This is a genomic window from Maribacter sp. MS6 (assembly GCF_056839185.1).
Map to the genome: position 1 here is coordinate 814,827 of NZ_CM166389.1, position 21,378 is coordinate 836,204.

General features: G+C 39.8%; 22 protein-coding genes. 5 read left to right on the forward strand and 17 right to left on the reverse strand.

Annotation, left to right across the window (positions count from 1 at the left end; genetic code table 11):
- Positions 1 to 35 precede the first annotated feature (35 nt).
- Complete coding sequence (locus tag MS6x_RS03750) at positions 36 to 1,622, forward strand: amidohydrolase family protein (protein WP_482605425.1); 1,587 nt, start codon at positions 36 to 38, stop codon at positions 1,620 to 1,622.
- A 186-nt stretch (positions 1,623 to 1,808) separates the two neighbouring features.
- Here the strand turns inward: MS6x_RS03750 and MS6x_RS03755 are convergent, their stop codons facing one another.
- Positions 1,809 to 2,066, reverse strand: coding sequence for a hypothetical protein (locus MS6x_RS03755; protein ID WP_482605426.1), 258 nt, complete (start codon positions 2,064 to 2,066; stop codon positions 1,809 to 1,811).
- A gap of 315 nt (positions 2,067 to 2,381) precedes the next feature.
- On the opposite strand from MS6x_RS03755, the gene MS6x_RS03760 reads away from it, so the two are divergent.
- Entirely contained in the window at positions 2,382 to 2,948 is a 567-nt protein-coding gene (locus tag MS6x_RS03760; RefSeq protein WP_482605427.1) for a TlpA family protein disulfide reductase, read from the forward strand.
- Positions 2,949 to 2,991: 43 nt separating this feature from the next.
- Here the strand turns inward: MS6x_RS03760 and MS6x_RS03765 are convergent, their stop codons facing one another.
- The 10 genes from MS6x_RS03765 to MS6x_RS03810 all read right to left on the reverse strand — a co-directional run bounded on the left by MS6x_RS03765 (position 2,992) and on the right by MS6x_RS03810 (position 14,610).
- On the reverse strand, positions 2,992 to 4,344 hold the full coding sequence (locus tag MS6x_RS03765; protein ID WP_482605428.1) for a DEAD/DEAH box helicase: 1,353 nt from the start codon (positions 4,342 to 4,344) through the stop codon (positions 2,992 to 2,994).
- Between the two features lie 215 nt (positions 4,345 to 4,559).
- Positions 4,560 to 5,858, reverse strand: coding sequence for a M24 family metallopeptidase (locus MS6x_RS03770; RefSeq protein WP_482605429.1), 1,299 nt, complete (start codon positions 5,856 to 5,858; stop codon positions 4,560 to 4,562).
- 205 nt (positions 5,859 to 6,063) lie between these two features.
- Entirely contained in the window at positions 6,064 to 6,747 is a 684-nt protein-coding gene (locus MS6x_RS03775; RefSeq protein WP_482605430.1) for a class I SAM-dependent methyltransferase, read from the reverse strand.
- 313 nt (positions 6,748 to 7,060) lie between these two features.
- The gene (locus tag MS6x_RS03780; protein WP_482605431.1) at positions 7,061 to 8,200 is read right to left on the reverse strand and encodes an alpha/beta fold hydrolase; all 1,140 of its coding nucleotides are present in this window, start codon (positions 8,198 to 8,200) and stop codon (positions 7,061 to 7,063) included.
- 219 nt (positions 8,201 to 8,419) lie between these two features.
- The gene (locus tag MS6x_RS03785; RefSeq protein WP_482605432.1) at positions 8,420 to 8,860 is read right to left on the reverse strand and encodes a DsrE family protein; all 441 of its coding nucleotides are present in this window, start codon (positions 8,858 to 8,860) and stop codon (positions 8,420 to 8,422) included.
- 150 nt (positions 8,861 to 9,010) lie between these two features.
- Positions 9,011 to 9,415, reverse strand: a complete 405-nt coding sequence (locus MS6x_RS03790; protein WP_482605433.1) for a hypothetical protein — start codon at positions 9,413 to 9,415, stop codon at positions 9,011 to 9,013.
- A gap of 189 nt (positions 9,416 to 9,604) precedes the next feature.
- On the reverse strand, positions 9,605 to 10,531 hold the full coding sequence (locus tag MS6x_RS03795; RefSeq protein ID WP_482605434.1) for a DUF2279 domain-containing protein: 927 nt from the start codon (positions 10,529 to 10,531) through the stop codon (positions 9,605 to 9,607).
- Between the two features lie 16 nt (positions 10,532 to 10,547).
- The gene (locus MS6x_RS03800) at positions 10,548 to 11,255 is read right to left on the reverse strand and encodes a hypothetical protein (protein ID WP_482605435.1); all 708 of its coding nucleotides are present in this window, start codon (positions 11,253 to 11,255) and stop codon (positions 10,548 to 10,550) included.
- A gap of 119 nt (positions 11,256 to 11,374) precedes the next feature.
- Complete coding sequence (locus MS6x_RS03805) at positions 11,375 to 13,873, reverse strand: ABC transporter permease (RefSeq protein WP_482605436.1); 2,499 nt, start codon at positions 13,871 to 13,873, stop codon at positions 11,375 to 11,377.
- A 47-nt stretch (positions 13,874 to 13,920) separates the two neighbouring features.
- The gene (locus MS6x_RS03810) at positions 13,921 to 14,610 is read right to left on the reverse strand and encodes an ABC transporter ATP-binding protein (RefSeq protein WP_482605437.1); all 690 of its coding nucleotides are present in this window, start codon (positions 14,608 to 14,610) and stop codon (positions 13,921 to 13,923) included.
- 62 nt (positions 14,611 to 14,672) lie between these two features.
- Between MS6x_RS03810 and MS6x_RS03815 the strand changes: the two genes are divergently transcribed.
- Positions 14,673 to 15,368, forward strand: coding sequence for an arylesterase (locus MS6x_RS03815; RefSeq protein WP_482605438.1), 696 nt, complete (start codon positions 14,673 to 14,675; stop codon positions 15,366 to 15,368).
- Between the two features lie 20 nt (positions 15,369 to 15,388).
- Here the strand turns inward: MS6x_RS03815 and MS6x_RS03820 are convergent, their stop codons facing one another.
- Positions 15,389 to 15,760: a hypothetical protein gene (locus tag MS6x_RS03820; protein WP_482605439.1), complete on the reverse strand. Its 372-nt coding sequence runs from the start codon at positions 15,758 to 15,760 to the stop codon at positions 15,389 to 15,391.
- A 196-nt stretch (positions 15,761 to 15,956) separates the two neighbouring features.
- Here MS6x_RS03820 and MS6x_RS03825 point away from each other — a divergent pair, with 196 nt between their 5' ends.
- Positions 15,957 to 18,434, forward strand: a complete 2,478-nt coding sequence (locus tag MS6x_RS03825; protein ID WP_482605440.1) for a TonB-dependent receptor — start codon at positions 15,957 to 15,959, stop codon at positions 18,432 to 18,434.
- A 35-nt stretch (positions 18,435 to 18,469) separates the two neighbouring features.
- Here the strand turns inward: MS6x_RS03825 and MS6x_RS03830 are convergent, their stop codons facing one another.
- The 5 genes from MS6x_RS03830 to MS6x_RS03850 form a co-directional block, all read right to left on the reverse strand.
- Complete coding sequence (locus MS6x_RS03830; protein ID WP_482605441.1) at positions 18,470 to 18,592, reverse strand: hypothetical protein; 123 nt, start codon at positions 18,590 to 18,592, stop codon at positions 18,470 to 18,472.
- Positions 18,593 to 18,617: 25 nt separating this feature from the next.
- On the reverse strand, positions 18,618 to 18,854 hold the full coding sequence (locus tag MS6x_RS03835) for a hypothetical protein (RefSeq protein WP_482605442.1): 237 nt from the start codon (positions 18,852 to 18,854) through the stop codon (positions 18,618 to 18,620).
- Positions 18,855 to 19,292: 438 nt separating this feature from the next.
- Positions 19,293 to 19,418, reverse strand: coding sequence for a hypothetical protein (locus tag MS6x_RS03840; protein ID WP_482605443.1), 126 nt, complete (start codon positions 19,416 to 19,418; stop codon positions 19,293 to 19,295).
- 28 nt (positions 19,419 to 19,446) lie between these two features.
- Positions 19,447 to 19,683, reverse strand: coding sequence for a hypothetical protein (locus tag MS6x_RS03845; RefSeq protein ID WP_482605442.1), 237 nt, complete (start codon positions 19,681 to 19,683; stop codon positions 19,447 to 19,449).
- 179 nt (positions 19,684 to 19,862) lie between these two features.
- The gene (locus tag MS6x_RS03850) at positions 19,863 to 20,570 is read right to left on the reverse strand and encodes a peptidoglycan DD-metalloendopeptidase family protein (RefSeq protein WP_482605444.1); all 708 of its coding nucleotides are present in this window, start codon (positions 20,568 to 20,570) and stop codon (positions 19,863 to 19,865) included.
- Positions 20,571 to 20,650: 80 nt separating this feature from the next.
- Here MS6x_RS03850 and msrA point away from each other — a divergent pair, with 80 nt between their 5' ends.
- The gene (gene msrA, locus MS6x_RS03855) at positions 20,651 to 21,349 is read left to right on the forward strand and encodes a peptide-methionine (S)-S-oxide reductase MsrA (RefSeq protein WP_482605445.1); all 699 of its coding nucleotides are present in this window, start codon (positions 20,651 to 20,653) and stop codon (positions 21,347 to 21,349) included.
- Positions 21,350 to 21,378: the final 29 nt, after the last annotated feature.

Here is a 21,378-nt window from a genome sequence, read left to right on the forward strand (position 1 = left end):
ACCTAGGCTATAGACCAACCACTAATTTGAAAATCATGAGAAAAATACAGTTAATAGTACTTTTAACCTTGCTACACACAGGTAGCTTGGTTGCACAATCCTTACAAGGAGACGGGCCACATTCGCAGCTAATCATTAGGGGCGTAATGCTGATTAATGGTAATGGTGCCCCGCCACAAGGGCCTATCGATATCGTTGTAGAAAACAACATCATCAAAAAAATAGAAGTGGTTGGCTACGATGGTGTTCCCATTGATGAAAGCAAAAGACCACAATTAAAACCGGGTGGGAAAGAACTAGATTGCAATGGTATGTACCTCCTTCCAGGCTTTATAGATATGCACGGTCATATTGGCGGAACAGCACAAGGCGCAGAACCCGATTATGTTTTTAAACTTTGGATGGCTCACGGTATTACCACGGTTAGGGAGCCAAGTGGCAGGGGTATTGATTTTGCTATGGATTTAAAACGGAAAAGCGCTAAAAATGAAATAATAGCGCCTCGCATTCTGGCTTACACCGGTTTTGGACAAACAAGCAAAAGCTTTAATCCATTAAACGACATTCCTATTTCTACTCCGGAACAAGCTCGAGAATGGGTTCGTGCGAATGCAAAGAAAGGGGCGGATGGCATTAAATTTTTTGGTGCTGAACCTGAAATAATGGCCGCTGCTTTGGACGAAAACAAAAAATTGGGCCTAGGTTCTGCATGCCACCATGCACAAATGAGCGTTGCACGCTGGAATGTACTACATTCCGCCAGAGCCGGACTCACCTCTATGGAGCACTGGTACGGGCTACCGGAGGCATTATTCAATGATAGAACAGTACAGGATTATCCTTTGGACTATAACTACCAAAATGAGCAACATCGCTTTGAAAACGCTGGTAAGCTTTGGGCACAAGCAGCAGAACCCTACTCCGACCATTGGAATGCCGTAATGAACGAATTACTGGAGCTGGATTTTACCTTAGATCCCACCTTTAACATCTATGAGGCTAGTCGGGATTTACAACGAGCTAGAAGAGCAGAATGGCATGAGAGCTATACGTTACCTTCGTTATGGGAATTCTACCAACCTAGTAAAATATCACATGGTTCGTATTGGCACGATTGGGGTACGGAACAGGAAGTAGCCTGGAAAAAGAACTATACGCTTTGGATGACTTTTATCAACGAATATAAAAATAGAGGAGGTCGCGTAACTGCCGGGTCTGATTCTGGATTCATATTTCAATTATACGGTTTTGCCTATGTTCGCGAATTGGAATTGTTACGAGAGGCAGGTTTTCATCCTTTGGAAGTCATACGAGCTGCTACCCTAAACGGAGCGGAAGCGCTAGGAATGGCAGATAAAATTGGTTCCGTATCTATAGGAAAAATGGCAGATTTTGTCGTAGTAGAAGAAAATCCACTTAAAAACTTAAAAGTACTTTACGGAACTGGGGCCGTAAGACTTACAGATGATAATAAAGTTGTACGCGCTGGCGGCGTAAAATACACTATAAAAGACGGTATCGTTTATGATGCCAAAGCCTTATTGGCTGATGTTAAAAGACAAGTGGACGAAGCGAAGAACAAAGCCAACTATACGATTAAACAGCCAGGAATGAAGAAATAAGTCTTTTTGTTTAGAATTTTTTATGGGTGCTTCGAACTTTGATAGGACGAAGTGCCTTTTTTGTTTTTGGAATAAGGAATAAATATACCCCGACCAAGAAAACAGGAATCAAAAGAATTGAAATAATCATACGTGTGTTTTTATAAAAGTACAGTAGTATACTTCTGATATTTACTAGAGCAAAGACTAGGCCAATTTTGGTCTATCCTTTTTAGTTTTAAATGATAAGGCCTTTTTTACCCTTGAATTATGAAAGCGGTACAAACGGGCTAGCTTATCTTCCGTTTCCATTCCAGCTTTCTCCAAAGTGATAAAAACAGGAAGGCTACCAACCAGAACAACATCCATTTGAACAGTGTCAACTTTATCATGATTTTTTGTGTGTTGTGCTGCCATGGCAGCGTTAATATAAAAGACGAACAAAAAGACTAAAACAGTTTTCATACTAAGCATTTGGGTTACTTAAAGATAACCTCAAACCTAGGGCATCACCAGTGCTCTATCGCTGTAATACAGCAATATTAGGTCTGTGTAAATACTATGGATAAAAGGTTAGAAAGACTCGACGAATAGAAACAACCCTGAAAACAGCTTGCCGAAAAACAGCTACTTTTTACCGATAATTTAAAGCAAGCCAAAGAAGTTAATTAGGTACGAATCAATAAAAAAACAGTGCTTCCAACCCCAATACAACAGATTTTATAAGTTGATACGAAAGGATTCCAATACTTTTACTACTATTATACCAACATGATTTAAATGAAACTAAAAAGACCTAGCCTGAGCAATCTACTTTTTGGAGTTTTTATAATACTGATGCTCCTACCACAAACCCGAACACCAATACAGGTAGCGGTTAATCAATTGAAGATTTATGTTTTCTCACCTTCGGCTATAGATGAAAACGAACAAGCACAAATGCTACCGTTCGAGTATCAACTTACCGATATACAGGGGGATTATAACTCCATCTCAATTGGTAAGGGTAAGGTGAGCTTTATTAGCTATTGGGCAACATGGTGTCCGCCGTGTCTTGCGGAACTGCCAAGTATCCAAAAATTATATGTAGATTATGGTGACCAGATAAATTTTATACTTCTTACCAACGAAAATCCAGATATTGTGCAGCGGTTTATGAACAAGAAAGGGTATACACTGCCCATATATTTCCCAAAAATGGAAACCCCTGAAACGCTAGATTCAAACAGCCTACCGACTAACTATATCATCGGTGGTAAAGGCAAAATCATTATTAAAGAAAAAGGAGCTGCGGACTGGAACAGTGAAAAAGTACGTGACGTATTGGATGTTTTACTACTAGAATAACATGTTAAAATCAAATAGAGCGCATATTCCCCTTCTTAAACCGCTACCTTTTTTTACCCTTTTTACCAAAGTTCTTATCTCCCCTGGTTTTAGGCTTGGAGTATTTTTTTTTGATGGTGCGTTTGTAGGAACCTCCCTGATTCTCTTTGCTATTTTTAGCCGATTTTTCATGAAAGCTTGCACCACGTTCGTCCTCATTTTCACGTAATGGGTTCTCGTGCTCTATGTGTTTAGGTTGCTCGTCTCTTGTTAACCTTTTTGAGATTTCAACCTTTTCAGGAAGAGCTAGCGCATTAATTTTTTGCATCATTAAGGCTTCAATAGCTTCTTTGGCTTCTTCCTCTTTTTCTGTATATAGGAGTATGGATTTCCCTTCCTTCTCTGCCCTGCCCGTTCTTCCTATCCGGTGCATATAATTTTCAGGAAACGCAGGCGTATCAAAATTAATTACATGTGAAATTTCATCCAAATCCAGACCACGGGCCATAACATCGGTGGTGACCAAAATCCTATTCTGACCGGAGTCGAACTGATTAATGGAGCGCATCCTATAATTCTGTGTTTTATTGGAATGTATTACACATAGTTCCTCACTAAAAAATTCGGCCAGTTCTTGAAACAACAAATCTGCAGTCCGCTTGCTGGATACAAAGACCAATACCTTATGAAATATCGCTGCATCTTGTAACAGATGTACCATCAAATTGACCTTGGTGTAAAAATTGGGAACGGCGTATACGGACTGATCAATATTTTCCAATGGCGTTCCGCTAACGGCTACCGATATTTTTTTCACTCCGGCAAAAAAGTCGTTTATCAACAATTCCACATCTTCCGTCATTGTTGCGGAAAACATGATGTTCTGTCTGCGATTGGGCAACAGTTCAAAAAGATTGATGAGTTGAAATCGAAACCCTAAGTCCAACATCACATCTACCTCATCGATGACCAGTTTTTTTATATTCTTCAATTGTAAGGCCCTAGCCAGAACCAAATCATAAAGGCGGGCGGGTGTGCCAACGATGATATCCGTTCCCAAAGCCAAGGCTTCTTTTTGCTTGTTCATGCTCGTACCGCCATAAACACCCAATACCCGTACAGAAGCATATTTACCTAATTTTTCCACCTCTTCCACCACTTGTACCACAAGTTCCCGGGTAGGAACGAGTATCATAGTCTTGGGATGTATGTCTTTAGAAAATTTGTGCAGATTAAGAAGAGGTAGTAGATATGCAAAGGTCTTTCCCGTTCCGGTCTGAGCAATCCCTACCACGTCGGTACCGCTCATAACCACAGGGAAAGCCTGTTCCTGGATGGGTGTTGGTGTATTAAACCCCAAATCTGATAGGGCCCTCAATAACATGTTATTGATTTTAAAGTCGGTAAATACGGACATACAAGCGGCTTTTAATGCTGCTGCAAAGCTATGGGGATAATTTTAAAAATAGGGGCAATTGTAGAATAATATCGGATGATGATCATAGTACCGGATAATCTGATTTAAACATAAGCTTCGCGGTACTACCTACGCATGGGAATCACCAATGAATTAGATCGTGAAAATTACAATAAGCTATAATGGGATTAGCTTAAGAGAACCAAAACCTCATATTATTTAATCACCAAAATTTTTGGGTTCACGGGATATAGCCATTCCACACCACGTTCCGTGATCAAGGCATCGTCTTCTAGGGGAACACGTAACTTCTTTCCACCCCATTCCGGTATTTTGGTGTAGGCAAACAATTCAATGGAAATTAAATTTGATGGCTTTAGTTCATACCCCAAACGAACTGGATTAAAAAAGGCAATAGACGGACCAATACCATGTCCCCAATTCCCAACCGAGTGACAACCTATAATCACATCGGTCTTTTCCAAGTCTGTGTATTGGTTAAAGCCTTTCATCTTGTTAAAACCCGCTTTGGTGAGTGCCGCATACACTGCATCCTCTGCCCTTTGCGCCGTTACGCCCGGTTTAATGGTCTTTTGGATGATATCACGGACTTTTACTCCTTGGTCAAATGCGTTCCTGATTCCCCGTGGCACTTCCGTTTCCCCTTCTTTAAGTACGTAGGCCATGCGTTTCATATCGGTAAACATGTTCATTAAGCCTACACCCCAATCCAACATCAGCACATCCCCTCGTTGAATGATACGGTCGGTTGAGGTAGCAATAACACCATCCGGTCCCGTTACATAAACAGAAGGCATCCCGAACGAAGAACCCAAATTATTCTTGAATTGCTGGTCTTTCATAAACCATGCTACATCCTCTAAGGTGGTAACCCCTGGGGTAATTACGTCATTGGAAAATGCCTTTTCTGCTATCGTATATGAAAATTCCCCCGCTTCCCCATAAATAGCGATCTCACTCGCTACGCGTCTTGACCTAAAATCGGAAACCAGTTTTTCTGCCGATACAAAACGTGTCGCATAGTCGCTACCTAAAAGTTCCGTCAGTTCTAAATAGGCGGAATGGGTCAACCCGTCAGCGCCGCCAAAGTTCTTGGACATATTAAGACCAATTCTTTTGGGGTCACGTTTCATAACAAATTCCTTTAATTCATCGGCACTGCCAAAATAGTCATACGTGCCACCCTCTTCGAGCAAATAACCTTCCACACCAAGGGCAGCCCGCTCAATACGCTCTTCCCCAGTATCCGTAAAAATATAATATGCGTTACCGGTAACGTATCCCTCGCCCATATCTGTGTATAACGGGTCTAGATTTCCTTCTCGATTCGTAACGATCCACATATCTATCTTGTTTTCGCGCATGGCTTCGGGCAGGACCAAATCAAATTTATCCGCACGTACTTGATTTAGTTTACGCCACCGGCGCATGGCTTCTTGTCCAAACGTTTGAACACCGAGCAGTAGTGTTAAAAGGAGCAGAACTTTTTTCATTGTTGGTGGTTTTAGTGGGGTTGAATATAGCAAAATAAATGCTCCTATACTTACTTTTTTATGGTGTATAGCCTTTGCCAGGTACCATCCAAGAATTTAAATGTTCCCGCTATCAAAGACTTCTACTACAGTTTCGAGAACGAGCTCAGCTTAACAAGCCAATCTATGAAACTCGTGTAGTGGTAGTAGAAATAGCACCCTTATACTACTTAATCGCTTGTAACTGCATCCAATATCCCTCTTTAAAGGGAAAATGTATCGTATTGAAGCCTGCATTTTTCAACCATGCTACTTGCTTCGTATAATCCGTTGGCTTGTCAAATGCTTCGTAGTGCTCCATTAACCAAGCCCATTTTTCACCATTTGGAAAGTTAGTAGTTACAAATACTTCCCATTCCATCAAGAGCTTGGCATGGTCCGGATGGGTTTTGCTAATCATAAGATCGCAACAGGAAAAAATTCCTCCTTTCCTCAATGATCGGTATAGCTTCTTAAACAACGTCTGTTTTTCGTTTTCATCGCAATGATGAAGACTAAATCCAGCAACAATTAAATCGTATTTTTCCTCCTCAAATAAAAAATCTTTAAAGTACGTGTTGGCATAAAGGCAGTCATACGCTTTGAACTGGTTTTGACACAGTTTGATCATTTCTGCAGATGCATCTACAAGAGTATACTTGGCAGTTGGGAAATAGGGTAGTAATTGGGCAGTAACATTTCCGTTACCACTACCCAAATCCAGAATAGATGTAGGGTCAAAATTGTTAGGTAAATGTTTGGTAAAGCTTGAAATCAAGGAAACATAATGCGGTACACATCCCATCATATCCTTGGTGTAGTTCTTTGAGAAATCATTGAATTCGATTGCTATGCTTTCACCTGTTCTCATCTTGGTCTTTGTTTGGATTTTTGCTTTTGCCAAGTACTTAATGGCATCATTGATGCAATCCTACTTGTAAAACCTAAGATACTGAATAAGACAATTCAATATCGAAAAAAGAAGAGCTGCAACAATTACCCACCTTTCTACAAAAGCCATACGTGCCCTAACAAACATAAATCAATCATTAGAATTATCAATAGCAACCTGTATACTAGATTCCCTAAACCTTTTAAAACGTGGAGAATTTTAAACTATCTGCCCTCTTCTCAAGGCAGACCCCGGGGTAGCAAAATATTTATAGTGGAAAAAGTGTACTTTGCTAATACAGTTTTAGTTGAACCAACACTTCTTTTGCATTTTCATTATCGGGATTCAATTCAATCGATTTCTCGTACATTTTAATGGCTTCTGCTTTTCTATTTGCTTTCAACAGAGCCTCACCGTAACTATCATAGGCATTGAAACTATCTGGAAATAGCATCGTGGTTAATTTAAAAAGCTCTAAAGCCTTTTCTAACTCTTCATTTCCCAAAAAGGAATATCCTAAGGTATTCAAATCTTGTTCCGAACGATTATCCACTTTAGCTTCAATAGCTAATTCAATAGCATTATCTAGAGCCCTTTCTAAAACTACGGTTCTTTGGTTTTCGTCCAAGGTTTCCGAATAGGCTTTAACGATTGCATTAATGATAAGGGATGGATTGTCATGAAATATATAATGCCCACTTCCTTCGGCAATGATTTCCGTTCGATTGGGTTCGGCCTCTACAAAATCCTTGTGGACTTGTTGTAGAAAGGTCCAATAATTCTCCGGAAAACCTCTGTTAATTGGCGAAATGATATCTATTGCAGGTACGTTGGATGGAAAATCGATAGTTCGTAATAATTTAACCGTTTCGGGATAGGTCTTAAAAAGATAATAATTCCCTAAGGTTACGGGCGTTTTAGGAGGGGCTTCCTGCTGGGCCATCATGTTAAGTGCATCGTTCGTATAAAAGTCCACTAAATTTGCATCGATTCGTACTACATATTTTACTTTTTCGGGATGGCGGGATGCATACAGCGTTGTATAAAATCCCCCGTAGGAATGGGGAACGAGAATAATATCCTTGTCAAAACCAAGTTTTGCCAGAGCTGTTTCCAGTTCTGTAATCCCATTTAAAATTCCAAAATCCGAATCGTTTTTCAGATTTGGATTTACCTCACTTTTCCCGAATCCAGACCGATCATAGGTAATCAACGTGGTACCCGTAACCGCATGAATTTTTTCCAGTATGTTGTTCCAAACAGAACCATCATTACCTGCACCAGCCTCAAAAAGAATGGGCGTTCCCTCTCCTCTTAGCATGTTAAAATGCATGTGATAACCTCCGACATCTACCAAGGTATCCAGGGTTTGGGAATTCACAGAGAGTGAAAAGAATAAAATCGTAGCTAATTTAAAATGGAATTTATTCATTTGGTCGGTGTTTAAAGGTGAATTTAAGTCGTTTAACCTCAATAATTACACCAAACTCTAAAAACATAAAATGTTTCAATGTACATACTTCTATTAAACAGGTATTGCTACACTAATACCGATGATTGCAATTTAAACCACGTTCTTAGAACTTTGAATACGTCGATAAATTCTTTGCCAATCCTTCAGCATCCTTTGGATGTGAGAAGATACTACCACCTAATACGTTAACGTATTATAGCCATTGGCCTGTAATTGAAGCATCCGCACCGAGGCAGTCGGGGTAACGGTGAGCCCATCAAAAAGAGTCTCCTCCGCTACACCTAATTTCTCCATGGCAACGCTGCATACGCTTACCTTGACCTTTCCTTTGTATTTTTGAAAAAATGCCTCCAACTCGGATTTTTTGACCAATTGGGTCACCACCTTACCTTTGACCACAATTTCGTACGCCTCAATTTGAACACCGTTTTCAATGAGTAGGTCATACATACTTAGCACTCCCTTAAAATGTCTTTCTGTAGTGAGTATAAAACCATATTTAGGTGTCTGTTGTAAATCTGTAATCACTTGTTGGTCCAATTTTTTCTGACCATAAGTTTCTGTAACAGTAATAGCCATTACCATGAGTAGTAACAGGGTTCGTAAAAGAGTAGTCATAATGCTGTTTTTAAGGATATATAAGTTACCTAAAAATACAGAATTAAATTGCGATTGCGTAATGTGAGCAATTAGAAAAATAAACAGTTCTGATTAAGGGAAGCTTACAGTCAACTAAAAAGGATTGAATTTAATTACAGGCAATGTCACTTACTCTATCTTTTGAAAAATTTTCACAAGCAATTGAGTTTCTTCAAAATGAATAAATACAGATTTTGAAATTTGTGGAATTGAATTATATAGATTCGTAATCTTTGACGCCAATTTAATTCCAATCCTTTTGCAAGTTTTGGTTTTAGAATTTCCAAATCCCACTTCATCACATTCCGATGCACGAATTATTAAATCAATAGCATCTTTTTCATTTCCTTTATTTACCAAATAGCCTAAATGATTGAAACTGTTTGTTATTGAAAGATGCAAAGAATTGTCTTGCATTGAAGGCGATTTCCATAATAGAAAAGGGTCAACATAAAGAGGAATGTCCTCATCTAAAAAAGGAATAGCAAAATCGACCTCTTCTTGAGTGATAGGTAAATTATGGAAGTCAGTCAATCTTGGTCGTATAATGCTAATTTAGTTTTTAATGTTGCATAACGGTCTCGTATAAGAATAGTAGCGGATTTTCACACGCTAACTTTTCGGTTAAACACTGACCTTTTTTATATTTATTTACTTTCATTTTAGCGATTAAACCGCTATTATTTTTATACAATGTTAGCCCCCGTTTTTTAATTTTCTTTTCTAATAATAAATCCAATATCCTTTAAATTTCCCTTTTGAATTATATTCTATCGTTGTAAATGGTAGTTTTATAAATGTCATTCCCTTAAAAAGTATCTGTAAAAACTTTGAATCTGTTTTTATCTTTGTCCAGTCAATGTCAAGCGATAAGAGGTATTGACGATATCGTTGCGTTTCGGGAATAGCTACACCATTGTAGCTTGTAATATTTTCAAATTCTCCATACATGCCATTTGCACCATAACCGATGGCAATATTTAACCAATCAGGTGTCATTTTATTTGGTATAATTTTGTTTATAGGACAGGATAGCCAATATGTATGACCATTATAATCATTAAAAATGCGGTCGAAGAAATTTGTCCCCAAATATCCGTTTGCTTTAGTTGAATAGGGTGATTCCCAATAACTGAATTTATATTTAATTAATTGTTCTTTAAACAGAAGTTCTTGTCCTAAAACTAAAGCAGAACCCATTGAATTAGCAGCAATATCTCCCCACGAAAAACCATAACCTTGGTGAAGGCCATCCATTATCTCAATCGGAAGCTGTAAAACAAAACCCAAGGTAGAGCCGAAAATTAGAGCCTCTTTTCGGGTGGCACCCAGTTTCAATAATCCGAAATAACCAACATAACTGTACACGTAGCTTCCGAACATGTGCCCAAACTTATCAACCTGCAAATATCCCGCGTTATCGTTGTAAAAATGAAATGGTACACGTTCCTTGTCTTTATACCATGTTTGACCTAAAATATATAATGAACTTGCATAATACACTGATGTAAATCCTAATGCTTTGTAAACAATGGTTTTATTTTGATTAAGAGTGTCTAGAGATACAGAATTATCTTGAGCTTGTAAATATTCTGTTCGAATAAATAAAAAGCAAAATAAAAAGACTATTATATATTTTAAACCTCTCATAATCACAGTAGTCAATCTATTTGTGGGCTCTATGATTTAATGCGATTCCAAATAGAAAGAATATAACTATTGCGAAAACCGTGTACCCAACTATACCAATATTCCTAACTTGCATATTATTAAATGGAATACCTAAAATTCCTATAAATGAAAGAATTCCACTTACTAATAATAGAATCCGAATAAAGCTTTCCAATCCTCTTTTTCTGAATGTTGTGGATAAAAACAACATTGAAAGAGCAAAGAAAAAATCCCAAGCAAGAATATCAACTGAATATGCAACAGAAGGCCATTTAAAAGAAAACACCAGTGTTGACCAGTTCTTATCCATAAATGCTTCTTGTTGGCTTAAAGTCAAAATAACGAAATGTAAACAGCATGTAATACAAGCCATTATTGATATTAAAATCAACGATGTAAGAGAATAAATCTTTAGTTTTTCTGGTGTTGATTTATGAACTATTGCCAAGGTGAACACCATGGATGGTGCAAGTAAAATTATTAGTATTTCAAGAATTGTGAAATAAGGATTACCAATGGGGTCATCAGGTGATTTTAGTGATATAAAACCAAGAATTAAAACTATAAGGTAAATCATTATAGTTGTAGATACTGTCCAAGCAATAATCCTCCCAATTTTGGCATTTTCTATCGTGAATGGAAAGTTAGTGACATCATTTTCCATTAAATCATCCTCTTTATCAAGTTTCAGTTCTGTTTTCATTTAATCTAATATTTCAGTGACTGCCAAATGGGGGCTAACGTAAGGATATAGATCATATGATTTATATATCTTTTATATATGGAACTAAGATAAGAAATCTGACAATTTAAAATTACCTCCTATTTCCCCTCCTTCCTTAACACCTGCAACGGCGGACTATTCAACACATTCCTGCTGTTGGATAATCCAATGGCGAGTACCAATAACGTTATTCCAGGCAAAACCACCAAAAAGGGTACCCATGAAGGTACAAAGGCGGTATCGAACACAAAATAGGCCAATAACTGACTCCCCACGAGGGATAACAAAATACCTATGCCACTTCCTAACACCCCCAAATACAGGTATTCCAATGCGGTGATTTTTAGGATTTGTCCGCTTTTGGCACCCAAGGTGCGTAACAACACACTTTCACGGACACGCTGGTATTTACTATTACGTACGGAGCCTATTAACACCATAATTCCGGTAATAATACTAAAGAAGGCCATAAAACTAATGACCCAAGAAATCTTGTCCAGAATGCCTTCCACGAGTTCCAATACTTGCCGCAGGTCCAGAACAGAAACGTTGGGGAATTTCCGTACCAATTCTTGCTGTAATGAAGCAGAGGCAGCTTTGTCCGGTGCGTTGGTGCTGAGCACATGAAATTGGGGTGCTTTTTCCAATACGCCTTTTGGGAACACTACGGAGAAATTGACTTGCATCCGGCCCCAATCTACCTGGCGGATACTGGCCACGACGGTTTCCATCAGCATGCCCTGTACATTAAATTGTAAGGTATCCCCTATCACTACTTGGGCATCGGCAGCTAGATTATCGGACAGGGATATGGGTACAGGTCTGTTCGGCAAGACCTCGGCATTCCACTCGCCTTCCAATAATTTTTCGGAGGCCATTAGGGAGTCACGGTAGGTTACCCGAAATTCGTGACTTAATATCCAACCACGGATGGTGCTGGTGCTGTCCTCCCTAATATCGTTTACACTGCGGTCTTTTATTTTTTGCAGACGCATAGTTATAATAGGAATGTTCTGTAAAATCGGAAGTCCTTTTGGTGTAATTGTCTGGGCAACGGCCTCTTTTTGGTTCGTTTGAACATCAAAAAGGATGATGTTGGGCGTTTGCTCGTTACTTTCCAAAGTCGCTTTGGCCAGCAAAAAATCTTTGGTAAAGTATAAGGTACTGATCAGGAAGGTGCCTATACCAATTGCCAAAATCAGTACGGCGGTCTGGTTATTAGGTCGGAACAGATTCAGCAAACTCTGTCGTGCGGAAAAACTCCATGATCTGGGAAAAAAGCGCTTGACGAGTCGCATAAACAACAGCGCAACGCCGCCCAAAACAGCAAACGTAACGGCAATGCCCACTACAAATCCGACTGCATAACGCAGATTGTTCAAAAGCCAAAAGGCAAACAGAAATATAAATAGTATAATCGTCAGTACTACGATTATCTGGGCAGGTCTGGATTTTTCGTCCAAATTTTCCTGAACCCGTAGGACTTGTAATGGAGATACATACCACGTATTTATCAGCGGAGACAAGGCAAACAAGACAGACATGAAAACACCTAATAAAAGCCCAACAACAACAGCCTGAAAAGAAGTCCCTATAACTACATCAAAGGGCAAAAATTCCTGTAAGATCAAAGGAAACGATTGTTGTAACAGCAAACCAATGCCGGTGCCAATGACACCTCCAATAAGTCCCATGCCCGCAATCTGTATCAGAAAGATTAAAAACGTCTGTTTTCTGCTGGCGCCCAAGCATTTTAAAACAGCCACTGCCCGTAACTTTTCCTTGATATAAATATGAACAGAACTGGCTATACCCACACAGCCTAACAACAGCGCAATAAAAGCAACAAGGTTCAAAAACCGACCTACATTATTGTACCTTCTTCCCAAGCGTTCGCTGGTAGAGGTGTGGGTATCCATATCTGCATTTTCAGCATCGAGCTTTGGATCTAGGATCTCGTCCAAGGCCTTTAAATCGGCTTCCGGGTCCTTAAAATAATAGACATAGTCTAACCGACTCCCCTTTTCCAAAAGGCCACTGCCGGCCATAAATCGATATGGCACCATAATAGGCGGTGCCACGGAGGTGCTTATACCTGTACTTCCTGGAGCGGTAATTAGCGAACCAACAATAGGGAATGTAGTAGTGCCAAGGGTTACACTATCACCAGGCTTTAATGCAAATTGGAGCATGACCGTGGCATCGACCAAAGCGCCTCCTTTTTCCAAATAGCTTGTTGCGGCAACTTTTGGGTCTGTTTCGAGTTCGCCATAAAAAGGGAATCCACCTTGCATACCGCGCACTTGCACAAATTTTGTTGCGTTGTTTTTGGAAAACGCGGCCATGGAGGCGAATTTGACTTCCATAGCATCGGAACCACCCAGGGAGTCTATAATCTCTACCACCCGTTCATTAGCGGGCTGATTACTATCAATGAGAAAATCGGCCCCCATTAGGGCTTTGGACTGAAGCCCAATGTTCTCCTCTAAATTCTGACTAAACGATTGAATGGAAACGACGGCGGCAATACCCAAAATAATGGATGCCATGAACAATAGCAAGCGTTTTCCACTGGCCTTCCCGTCTCTCCACGCCATTTTTAGCAACCAACTAAAAGGGGCTTTGTATTGTTTTTTAATAGTATTCAAGATACGGCGGTGGTTTCATTAGCAATTATTTTTCCGCCTTTTAAGCGGAGTACGTGATTGTTTAATCTGGCAAGATCTAGATCGTGGGTCACAATGACCAAGGTAGTACCAGCCTCTTTGTTCAGGTCGAACAATACTTTTATGACCTTCTCCCCTGTTTCCTCGTCCAAATTTCCTGTGGGTTCGTCCGCGAAGAGAATTTCGGGCTTCGTAGAAAAAGCTCGTGCCAAAGCGACACGTTGCTGCTCTCCTCCCGATAATTGAGATGGATAGTGATCGTATCGATCTCCCAAACCTACTTTTTGCAACAATTCCAAGGCAACGGCAGCAGCATTGGATGCTCCTTGCAGCTCTAAGGGTACACTTACATTTTCCAAAGCTGTTAAGGTGGGAAGCAACTGAAAGTCTTGAAATATAAATCCAACTTTCTGGTTGCGTAAAAAGGCACGTTCGTCTTCGTTCATGGCTCCTAAATCCTCCCCACATAAGCTTACAGTACCATGGTCAGAGCGGTCCAGTCCGGCACAGAGTCCCAATAACGTTGTTTTTCCGCTTCCTGAAGGCCCTACAATGGCGAAGGTGTCGCCGGCTTCTATACTAAAGGAAATATCATCCAAAACCGTTAAATTTTTAGAACCACTGGTATAGGTTTTCCTTAGCTTGCTTACGTTTAATATCTTTGTCATAACTCATTTTCGGTCAAGCCGACAAAATAAGGAAATGATTTCAATTTAAAGCGCAGATACCCATGGACAAAGTATTAAAGTTTCGTTATTTTTTAGTGCTCCTGCTACTGTGGAACTGTAAGGAAAGTCCCAAACAGGAACCTACAAATGAGCGTCCAGAAACAGAAACCGTTCCTAACGATGTGGTTACGGAAACGGAGGACGATGTAATTCTATTTTTTGGCAACAGCCTAACCGCTGCTTATGGTTTGGATACCGAAGAAGGGTTTCCAAATTTGATACAATTGAAGCTAGATTCCTTGGGAATGGATTACACCGTAATCAATTCCGGTTTAAGCGGGGAAACCACGGCCGGTGGGCGAAATAGACTGGATTGGGTATTGAACCAAGAGGTAGACATCTTTATTTTGGAACTGGGTGCAAACGATGGACTCCGAGGTATTCCGCTTACGGAGACACGAGCCAACCTACAGGCCATGATCGATATGGTACGGAAGAAAAATCCAAAAACAAGAATTGTTTTGGCCGGGATGCAGATTCCACCAAATATGGGTGCGGACTACACTACGGATTTTAAAAATATCTATCCAGAACTGGCTGCGGCAAACGATGTAACACTGATTCCGTTCTTACTGGAAGGGGTTGCAGGCATACCGGAACTAAACTTGGAAGATGGGATACACCCAACAGCGGAAGGTCAAAAAATCGTAGCAAATACCGTTTGGAAGGTATTGCAACCGCTAGTCCTAAAAAACTGATTGGAAGATGCCACATCATACTAAGCTAATTTAGGATTTGTTGCTTTCACTCTAAAACTCAGGGCGCGTTTTACCCTAGAATGCTTCATAATAAATAGTCCTGCTATAGGTAATGGCATTAGTTGCACCGGAGCTGTTTCGGTAACATATTCAATCGGCATCGAAATAGTATCGACTCTTTGCAGACCTAGTTTCGATAGGGTCTTGTGATCCTGTGCTTGTGCGAAGCATCCGATAGAAATGGTCAGCACTAAAAAAAATAAGTTGCGCATGGTAGGTAATTTGGTTTCTATATAACTCTGCACTACCCTATTACACCTTCCCCCTTTCGACCAAAGGAAGGATTTTCCCGATGAACTCCAAACTATTCGATGAATAACACTTTTAAGCATCAAAATTCCTACAAAGACAAGTGCATTTTATCGGCTAAATCATTCACTTCGTCGTATTATTAGTCTTTTTCCTACAAAAAAGTGTGTCTTAAGAAATTGAATATGATTTGATGCAATTCTAAAGATTGATTACTCCTCTTTTTAGCTCTCGTTATATGGCTTACTTTTAATACCTTTCCAACTACTAAACTTCTAAATGAAACTTAAGTATAGTACATTGTTTTTACTGCTGCTATCGCTTAGTGGCATTTCTGCTCAAAAAATTACGGGCAAATTAGTAGCTGAAAATACCCAAGAGCCGCTTGAATATGCCACCGCTGCGCTGTATAATCAAGAAGATAAAGCCTTGCTCACCGGTGTGATTACGGAATCCGACGGAAGTTTTACCATTGAATCAATAAAAATAGGCACCTACTTCTTAGAGCTCTCTTTTATAGGCTATACCAAACAACGAATAGAAAACATAGATTTTACAACAACCCAAGCATCCCTAGATTTGGGTACGATTGCCTTGGTGTTAGGCGCCAATCGTTTAGATGAAGTAGTTGTTGCCACGGAAAGCACTACGGTGATCCATAAAATTGACAGGCAAGTATTTGACGCCAAGAAATTTCAGAATGCCAAGGGTGGTTCGGCCACCGACATACTCCGCAATCTCCCTGCGGTAAGCTTAAACGGACTGGGAGAACTACAGGTGCGGGGCAGCTCGGGTTTTATGGTGTTGTTAAACGGAAAACCGGTACAGGGAAATCCCGTTACCCTACTCAACCAGCTACCCGCAAATAGTGTGGAGCGTGTGGAAGTGATAACCGCACCTTCTGCAAAGTACGATCCCGAAGGTAAAGCAGGGATTTTGAATATCCTTACCAAAAAAGGAGCCGCGAACGGTACGTTTACGCAGGTAAATTTAAGGGCGGGAATCCCGTCCGTAGAATCGTATGATAATACGAAAGCTACACAACGCTATGGAATGGATGCCACCTATACCCTAAGAACCGATAAATGGAATTTTGCTTTTGGCGCCAACTACCAGCGCAACGATGTTGCAGGAAGACGGGAGGGTGACGTTTTTACCATTGGTAATGACACCCTAACCCAGTTTCCATCGGACGGCGAACGCAGTTTTGACGAGCTTAACTATAGCGGTAGGTTTACGATTGATTATACCCCTGATGAACGCAATACCTATTCCCTAGGTTTTTATGGTGGAAAACGAAGTAAGGACCGTACGGCGGATATCCTCTATTTTAATAATACCGCAAGCACCCCAGTAATAAATGGTAGTACCTTGTATGACTTTCAATATTTCAACGAAAACCTGCGCATACGCAAAGGGGATTTTGTTTTGGGCAGTTTTAATTATAGCCATGGTTTTAGTAACAGCTCTAAACTAAATGCCTCATTATTATATGAATACACGTTATTAGGCGGGCCCACGACCAACCGAAACTTAGGTTTCCCGGATACCTCCATTATTTTACAGGACGAATTTAATACGAATGACAACCCACTTTATGGCGTCCGGTTTTCCCTGGATTACGAATGGAAACCTTTTTCTTTTGGAACTTTAGAAACAGGATATCAGTATAGAAGTCTAGACCATGAAGGGGATTTTATTTATGAACGGCGCAACAATACTACGGGCTTATTTGAACTCGTACCGGAATTTTCGAGTACGGTGAACCTCAGCAGAAGCATCCATTCCGGCTTTGCCCAACTAAGCGGAACAAAAGATAAGTGGGATTATTCCGCAGGCCTGCGTATAGAGGCCATGAATCGCGATTTTGACCTCCAGGATAGGAACAATACCGTAGACACAACATACACATATAATTTTGTGCGACCATTCCCTTCTGCATCGATACAATACACTACTGCTAAGAACACCAAAATAAAGGCCGCCTATAGCAAGCGGATAGAGCGCACCACTACCTTTAAAATGAATCCCTTTCCGGAGCGGGAACATTCGGAGACATTGGAACAGGGAGACCCAGAGTTGCTACCCGAGTTTATAGATTTAGTGGAAGTAGGCATCAGTCAAAACTTTAACGGAGGTAATTCCGTCTTCGCAACCGCGTATTACAGGGACATAAAAAATATAGTTAATCGCGTGAACACCGTTTTTAACGATACCATTCTAAACCGAATCTATTCCAATGTTGGTCGTGGTAAGGCTGTGGGACTGGAATTGGGCACACAATTACAAGCCACCGAAAATTGGAGTACGTTTATAGGGGCCAATTTTTACTACAATACGATAGCTGGTTCTTTTGATAATAGGCCTGTAGACACCAATGCGTTTATCTATTCCGTAAATGCGAATAGCACATTACGATTCTCGGATAATGCTTCATTGCAGTTTACCTTCAACTACTTATCTGCTAGAAATACAGCGCAGGGCCAAGATTCAGAATTCTACGCTCCAAACCTTAGCTTTCGCAAATCGTTTTTGGACAATAGATTGGTGGCAACCCTGCAATGGCAGCAAATAGACCTAGGATTATTGAATACGAACGAGCAGCGCATCACCACTGAACAATCAGGAGAATTCTTTACCACTACTAATTATGTCTACGAAGTGGATATCGTGGTATTGAACCTTTCCTATTCCTTTAATAAGAACAAAAACGAATCTAAGTTTATAGAAAGTGAATTTGGTAAGCGGGAGTTTTAACTGATAAAGATTTTAATAAACACGGTTAAGGGTTATCAATGTAACCCATCTCTGTTTTTTACGTAAACCAACTTCATCTTTGGCTCCGCAACAGGCTTACCGGTAACTTTTACTTTTTTTAATACCTTCTTAATACGGTCAAGGACAGATTCTTTCATTTGTACCGGTTTAATGTTGTTTTAATTAAGCCATTTTAGCTTTGTTTCTCTTCGTAGTAAAAGACAATGCCTTGGTTACTCTGGCATTTTTGAACTTGTATAATCTAGCAACTTCGGTTTTAGTTTCTAAGTTCAATTCCTTTACGGTTTCGGTAACGATGGTCATTTCTATAGTTTCAACATTAACATCCGTTGTGTTGTTCTGAGCTTGTGCGCTCATTCCGATGAAGAAGATAAAGAAGATGGTAGCTATTGTTTTCATGACTTGCGTTTGTTACACTATTATAACGGGCGCAAGTGTATTTTTGAGGGTTGCCGTTCGCCGAACAACCCATATTACTCGGTATCTGACAGAAGTTCGGTTAAAGTGCAGTAATCACTCGGTAAACTGCACGAACCCTAAAAACACCTTATCGAAAAAAGGTGTCGTTAAACGGTATGGAATGACCAATAGCAGTCTCGATTTTTAAGAATTGAAGTAAAAACAATATACTTTTTCAGGTAAGTATGCTAAACTTTGGCTTTGTAACAGCCGTAATAAGCGTATTCCAAGACCTGGGAAGTGAACCTTTTACAGGAATTTCTTCAAAACCGTAGTGCTCTTCCGAAACTTCGGAAGTGACACTTTTGTATTTTAACCTAAAAAAAGTAGTTTCTCAAAAATTAATCAAGTTAACGTCTGGGGAGATACTTAATATGCTTACCTATTAATACTATTGTTTGGTTTCACAAATACCAATGCATAGGTTCTTTTGGGTTCGGGCAGTACGGACTCGATAATTACTTTAAGTTTTTCTTCGATTAGCTTTACTATTGAATATATCATGCCTGTAAGTTTTAGTTTCGATATTATATTAAGCCATTTTAGCTTTGTTTCTCTTCGTAGTAAAAGATAATGCCTTGGTTACTCTGGCATTTTTGAACTTGTACAATCTAGCAACTTCGGTTTTAGTTTCTAAGTTCAATTCCTTTACGGTTTCGGTAACGATAGTCATTTCGATAGTTTCAACATTAACATCCGTTGTGTTGTTCTGAGCTTGTGCGCTCATTCCGATGAAGAAGATAAAGAAGATGGTAGCTATTGTTTTCATGACTTGCGTTTGTTACACTATTATAACGGGCGCAAGTGTATTTTTGAGGGTTGCCGTTCGCCGAACAACCCATATTACTCGGTATCTGACAGAAGTTCGGTTTAAGTGCAGAATTTACTCGGTAAACTGCTCGAACCCTAAAAACACCTTATCGAAAAAAGGTGTCGTTAACCGATTGTTTAGGAACCTATTTTCAGTAAAAGGTTGGGGTCAGGGCAATTTTTTTTGTAATAATCCAAGTCCGTAAGGGAAGATACCCCTGGATAATCTCCTTGATACCCTTGGATATCTTGTATTATTTGAAAATGAAGATGGGGTGCATAGTTAACGTTAATAGCTGCTGTACCTAAAGTACCCAATAGGCTTCCCGCTTCAAACTGCTTTCCAATTTGGAGATTTTGCAAAGATTCCAATGACAAATGTCCGTAGAGCGTGTAAAAACGATAGCCCTGTAGCTTATGTTCTAAAATTATGGTAGGGCCATAATCGCCAACCGTAGCATTGTTCTTAAAACTATGTACGCTACCGAACAACGGGACTATAACCTTAGTTCCCGCAGCGCACCAATAGTCAATACCTAAATGAATATTTCTTTGTGCTTCAGAATTACCCGAAAAGCTGGCTTTATCGGCATATAAATTTCGTTGCTCTAAATAACCACCGTAAGCTACCTTACCCTTTTTGTCCTCTACTACTTTAGTTATATACGCTTCACACGCAATTGGGTCGGTAATATTTACAGATTTCAAATCGGTATTCGTAATACTAAGGTTCAATCCTTTATATCCTTCCAAGGGAATAGCGGTGTCCAATATGCGAATAGGATTATTTGAATACGACGCTAGAACGGTTGAAAACGATTCCATTGGATAAAAATAGTACATCATTTTATTTCCTTAACATTTTTTAACCCTTTCTGCAGTAAGGACTTTGTAAATTGCCTACAAATTGTAGAAAAAGAAAACAGATGAAATTCACACAACTATCCTTTTTGGCACTCACACTTTTAATGGTAACAAGTTGCAAGTCGAACACCAAAGAAAACAATTCCCAACCCGTAAAGGAAGTAGCTCAAGAGTCCACACCCAAATATGTAAAATTAAGTCTGCAAGAACTTCAAAATTACGAAACGGCTTATTTTGCAAGTGGTTGTTTTTGGTGCGTTGAAGCTATTTTTGAAAGCGTAAGAGGTGTTCAGGAAGCTGTATCGGGCTATGCTGGCGGTACAGAGGCTAATCCAACCTACGAAATGATAGGTAATGGCAGAACGCTACATGCGGAAGCTGTAGAGGTGTATTACGACCCAAAAGTGATTTCTTTTACCGAATTGGTACAGGTATTTTTTGGATCGCATGATCCTACTTCTCTAAACCAACAAGGTCCTGACCGTGGAACACAATACCGCTCTATCGCATTTTATCAAAACGAGCAGGAAAAAAAAATTATTGAAGGGTATATAAAAGCTGCAGTAGATATGAATATTTATGAAGGGGACCCGATTACCACGGAGGTAACTAAACTAGATAAATTCTGGAAGGCCGAAGAGTACCATCAAGATTATGAGCGAAAAAACCCGAATAACTCCTACGTGCGCAATGTTTCCATTCCGAGATTGAACCGATTTAAGGCAAATTTTGGTGATTTTTTAAAGAAGGATGCGCATTAACAATGATTTTTTAAGGTTGATGTATCTTA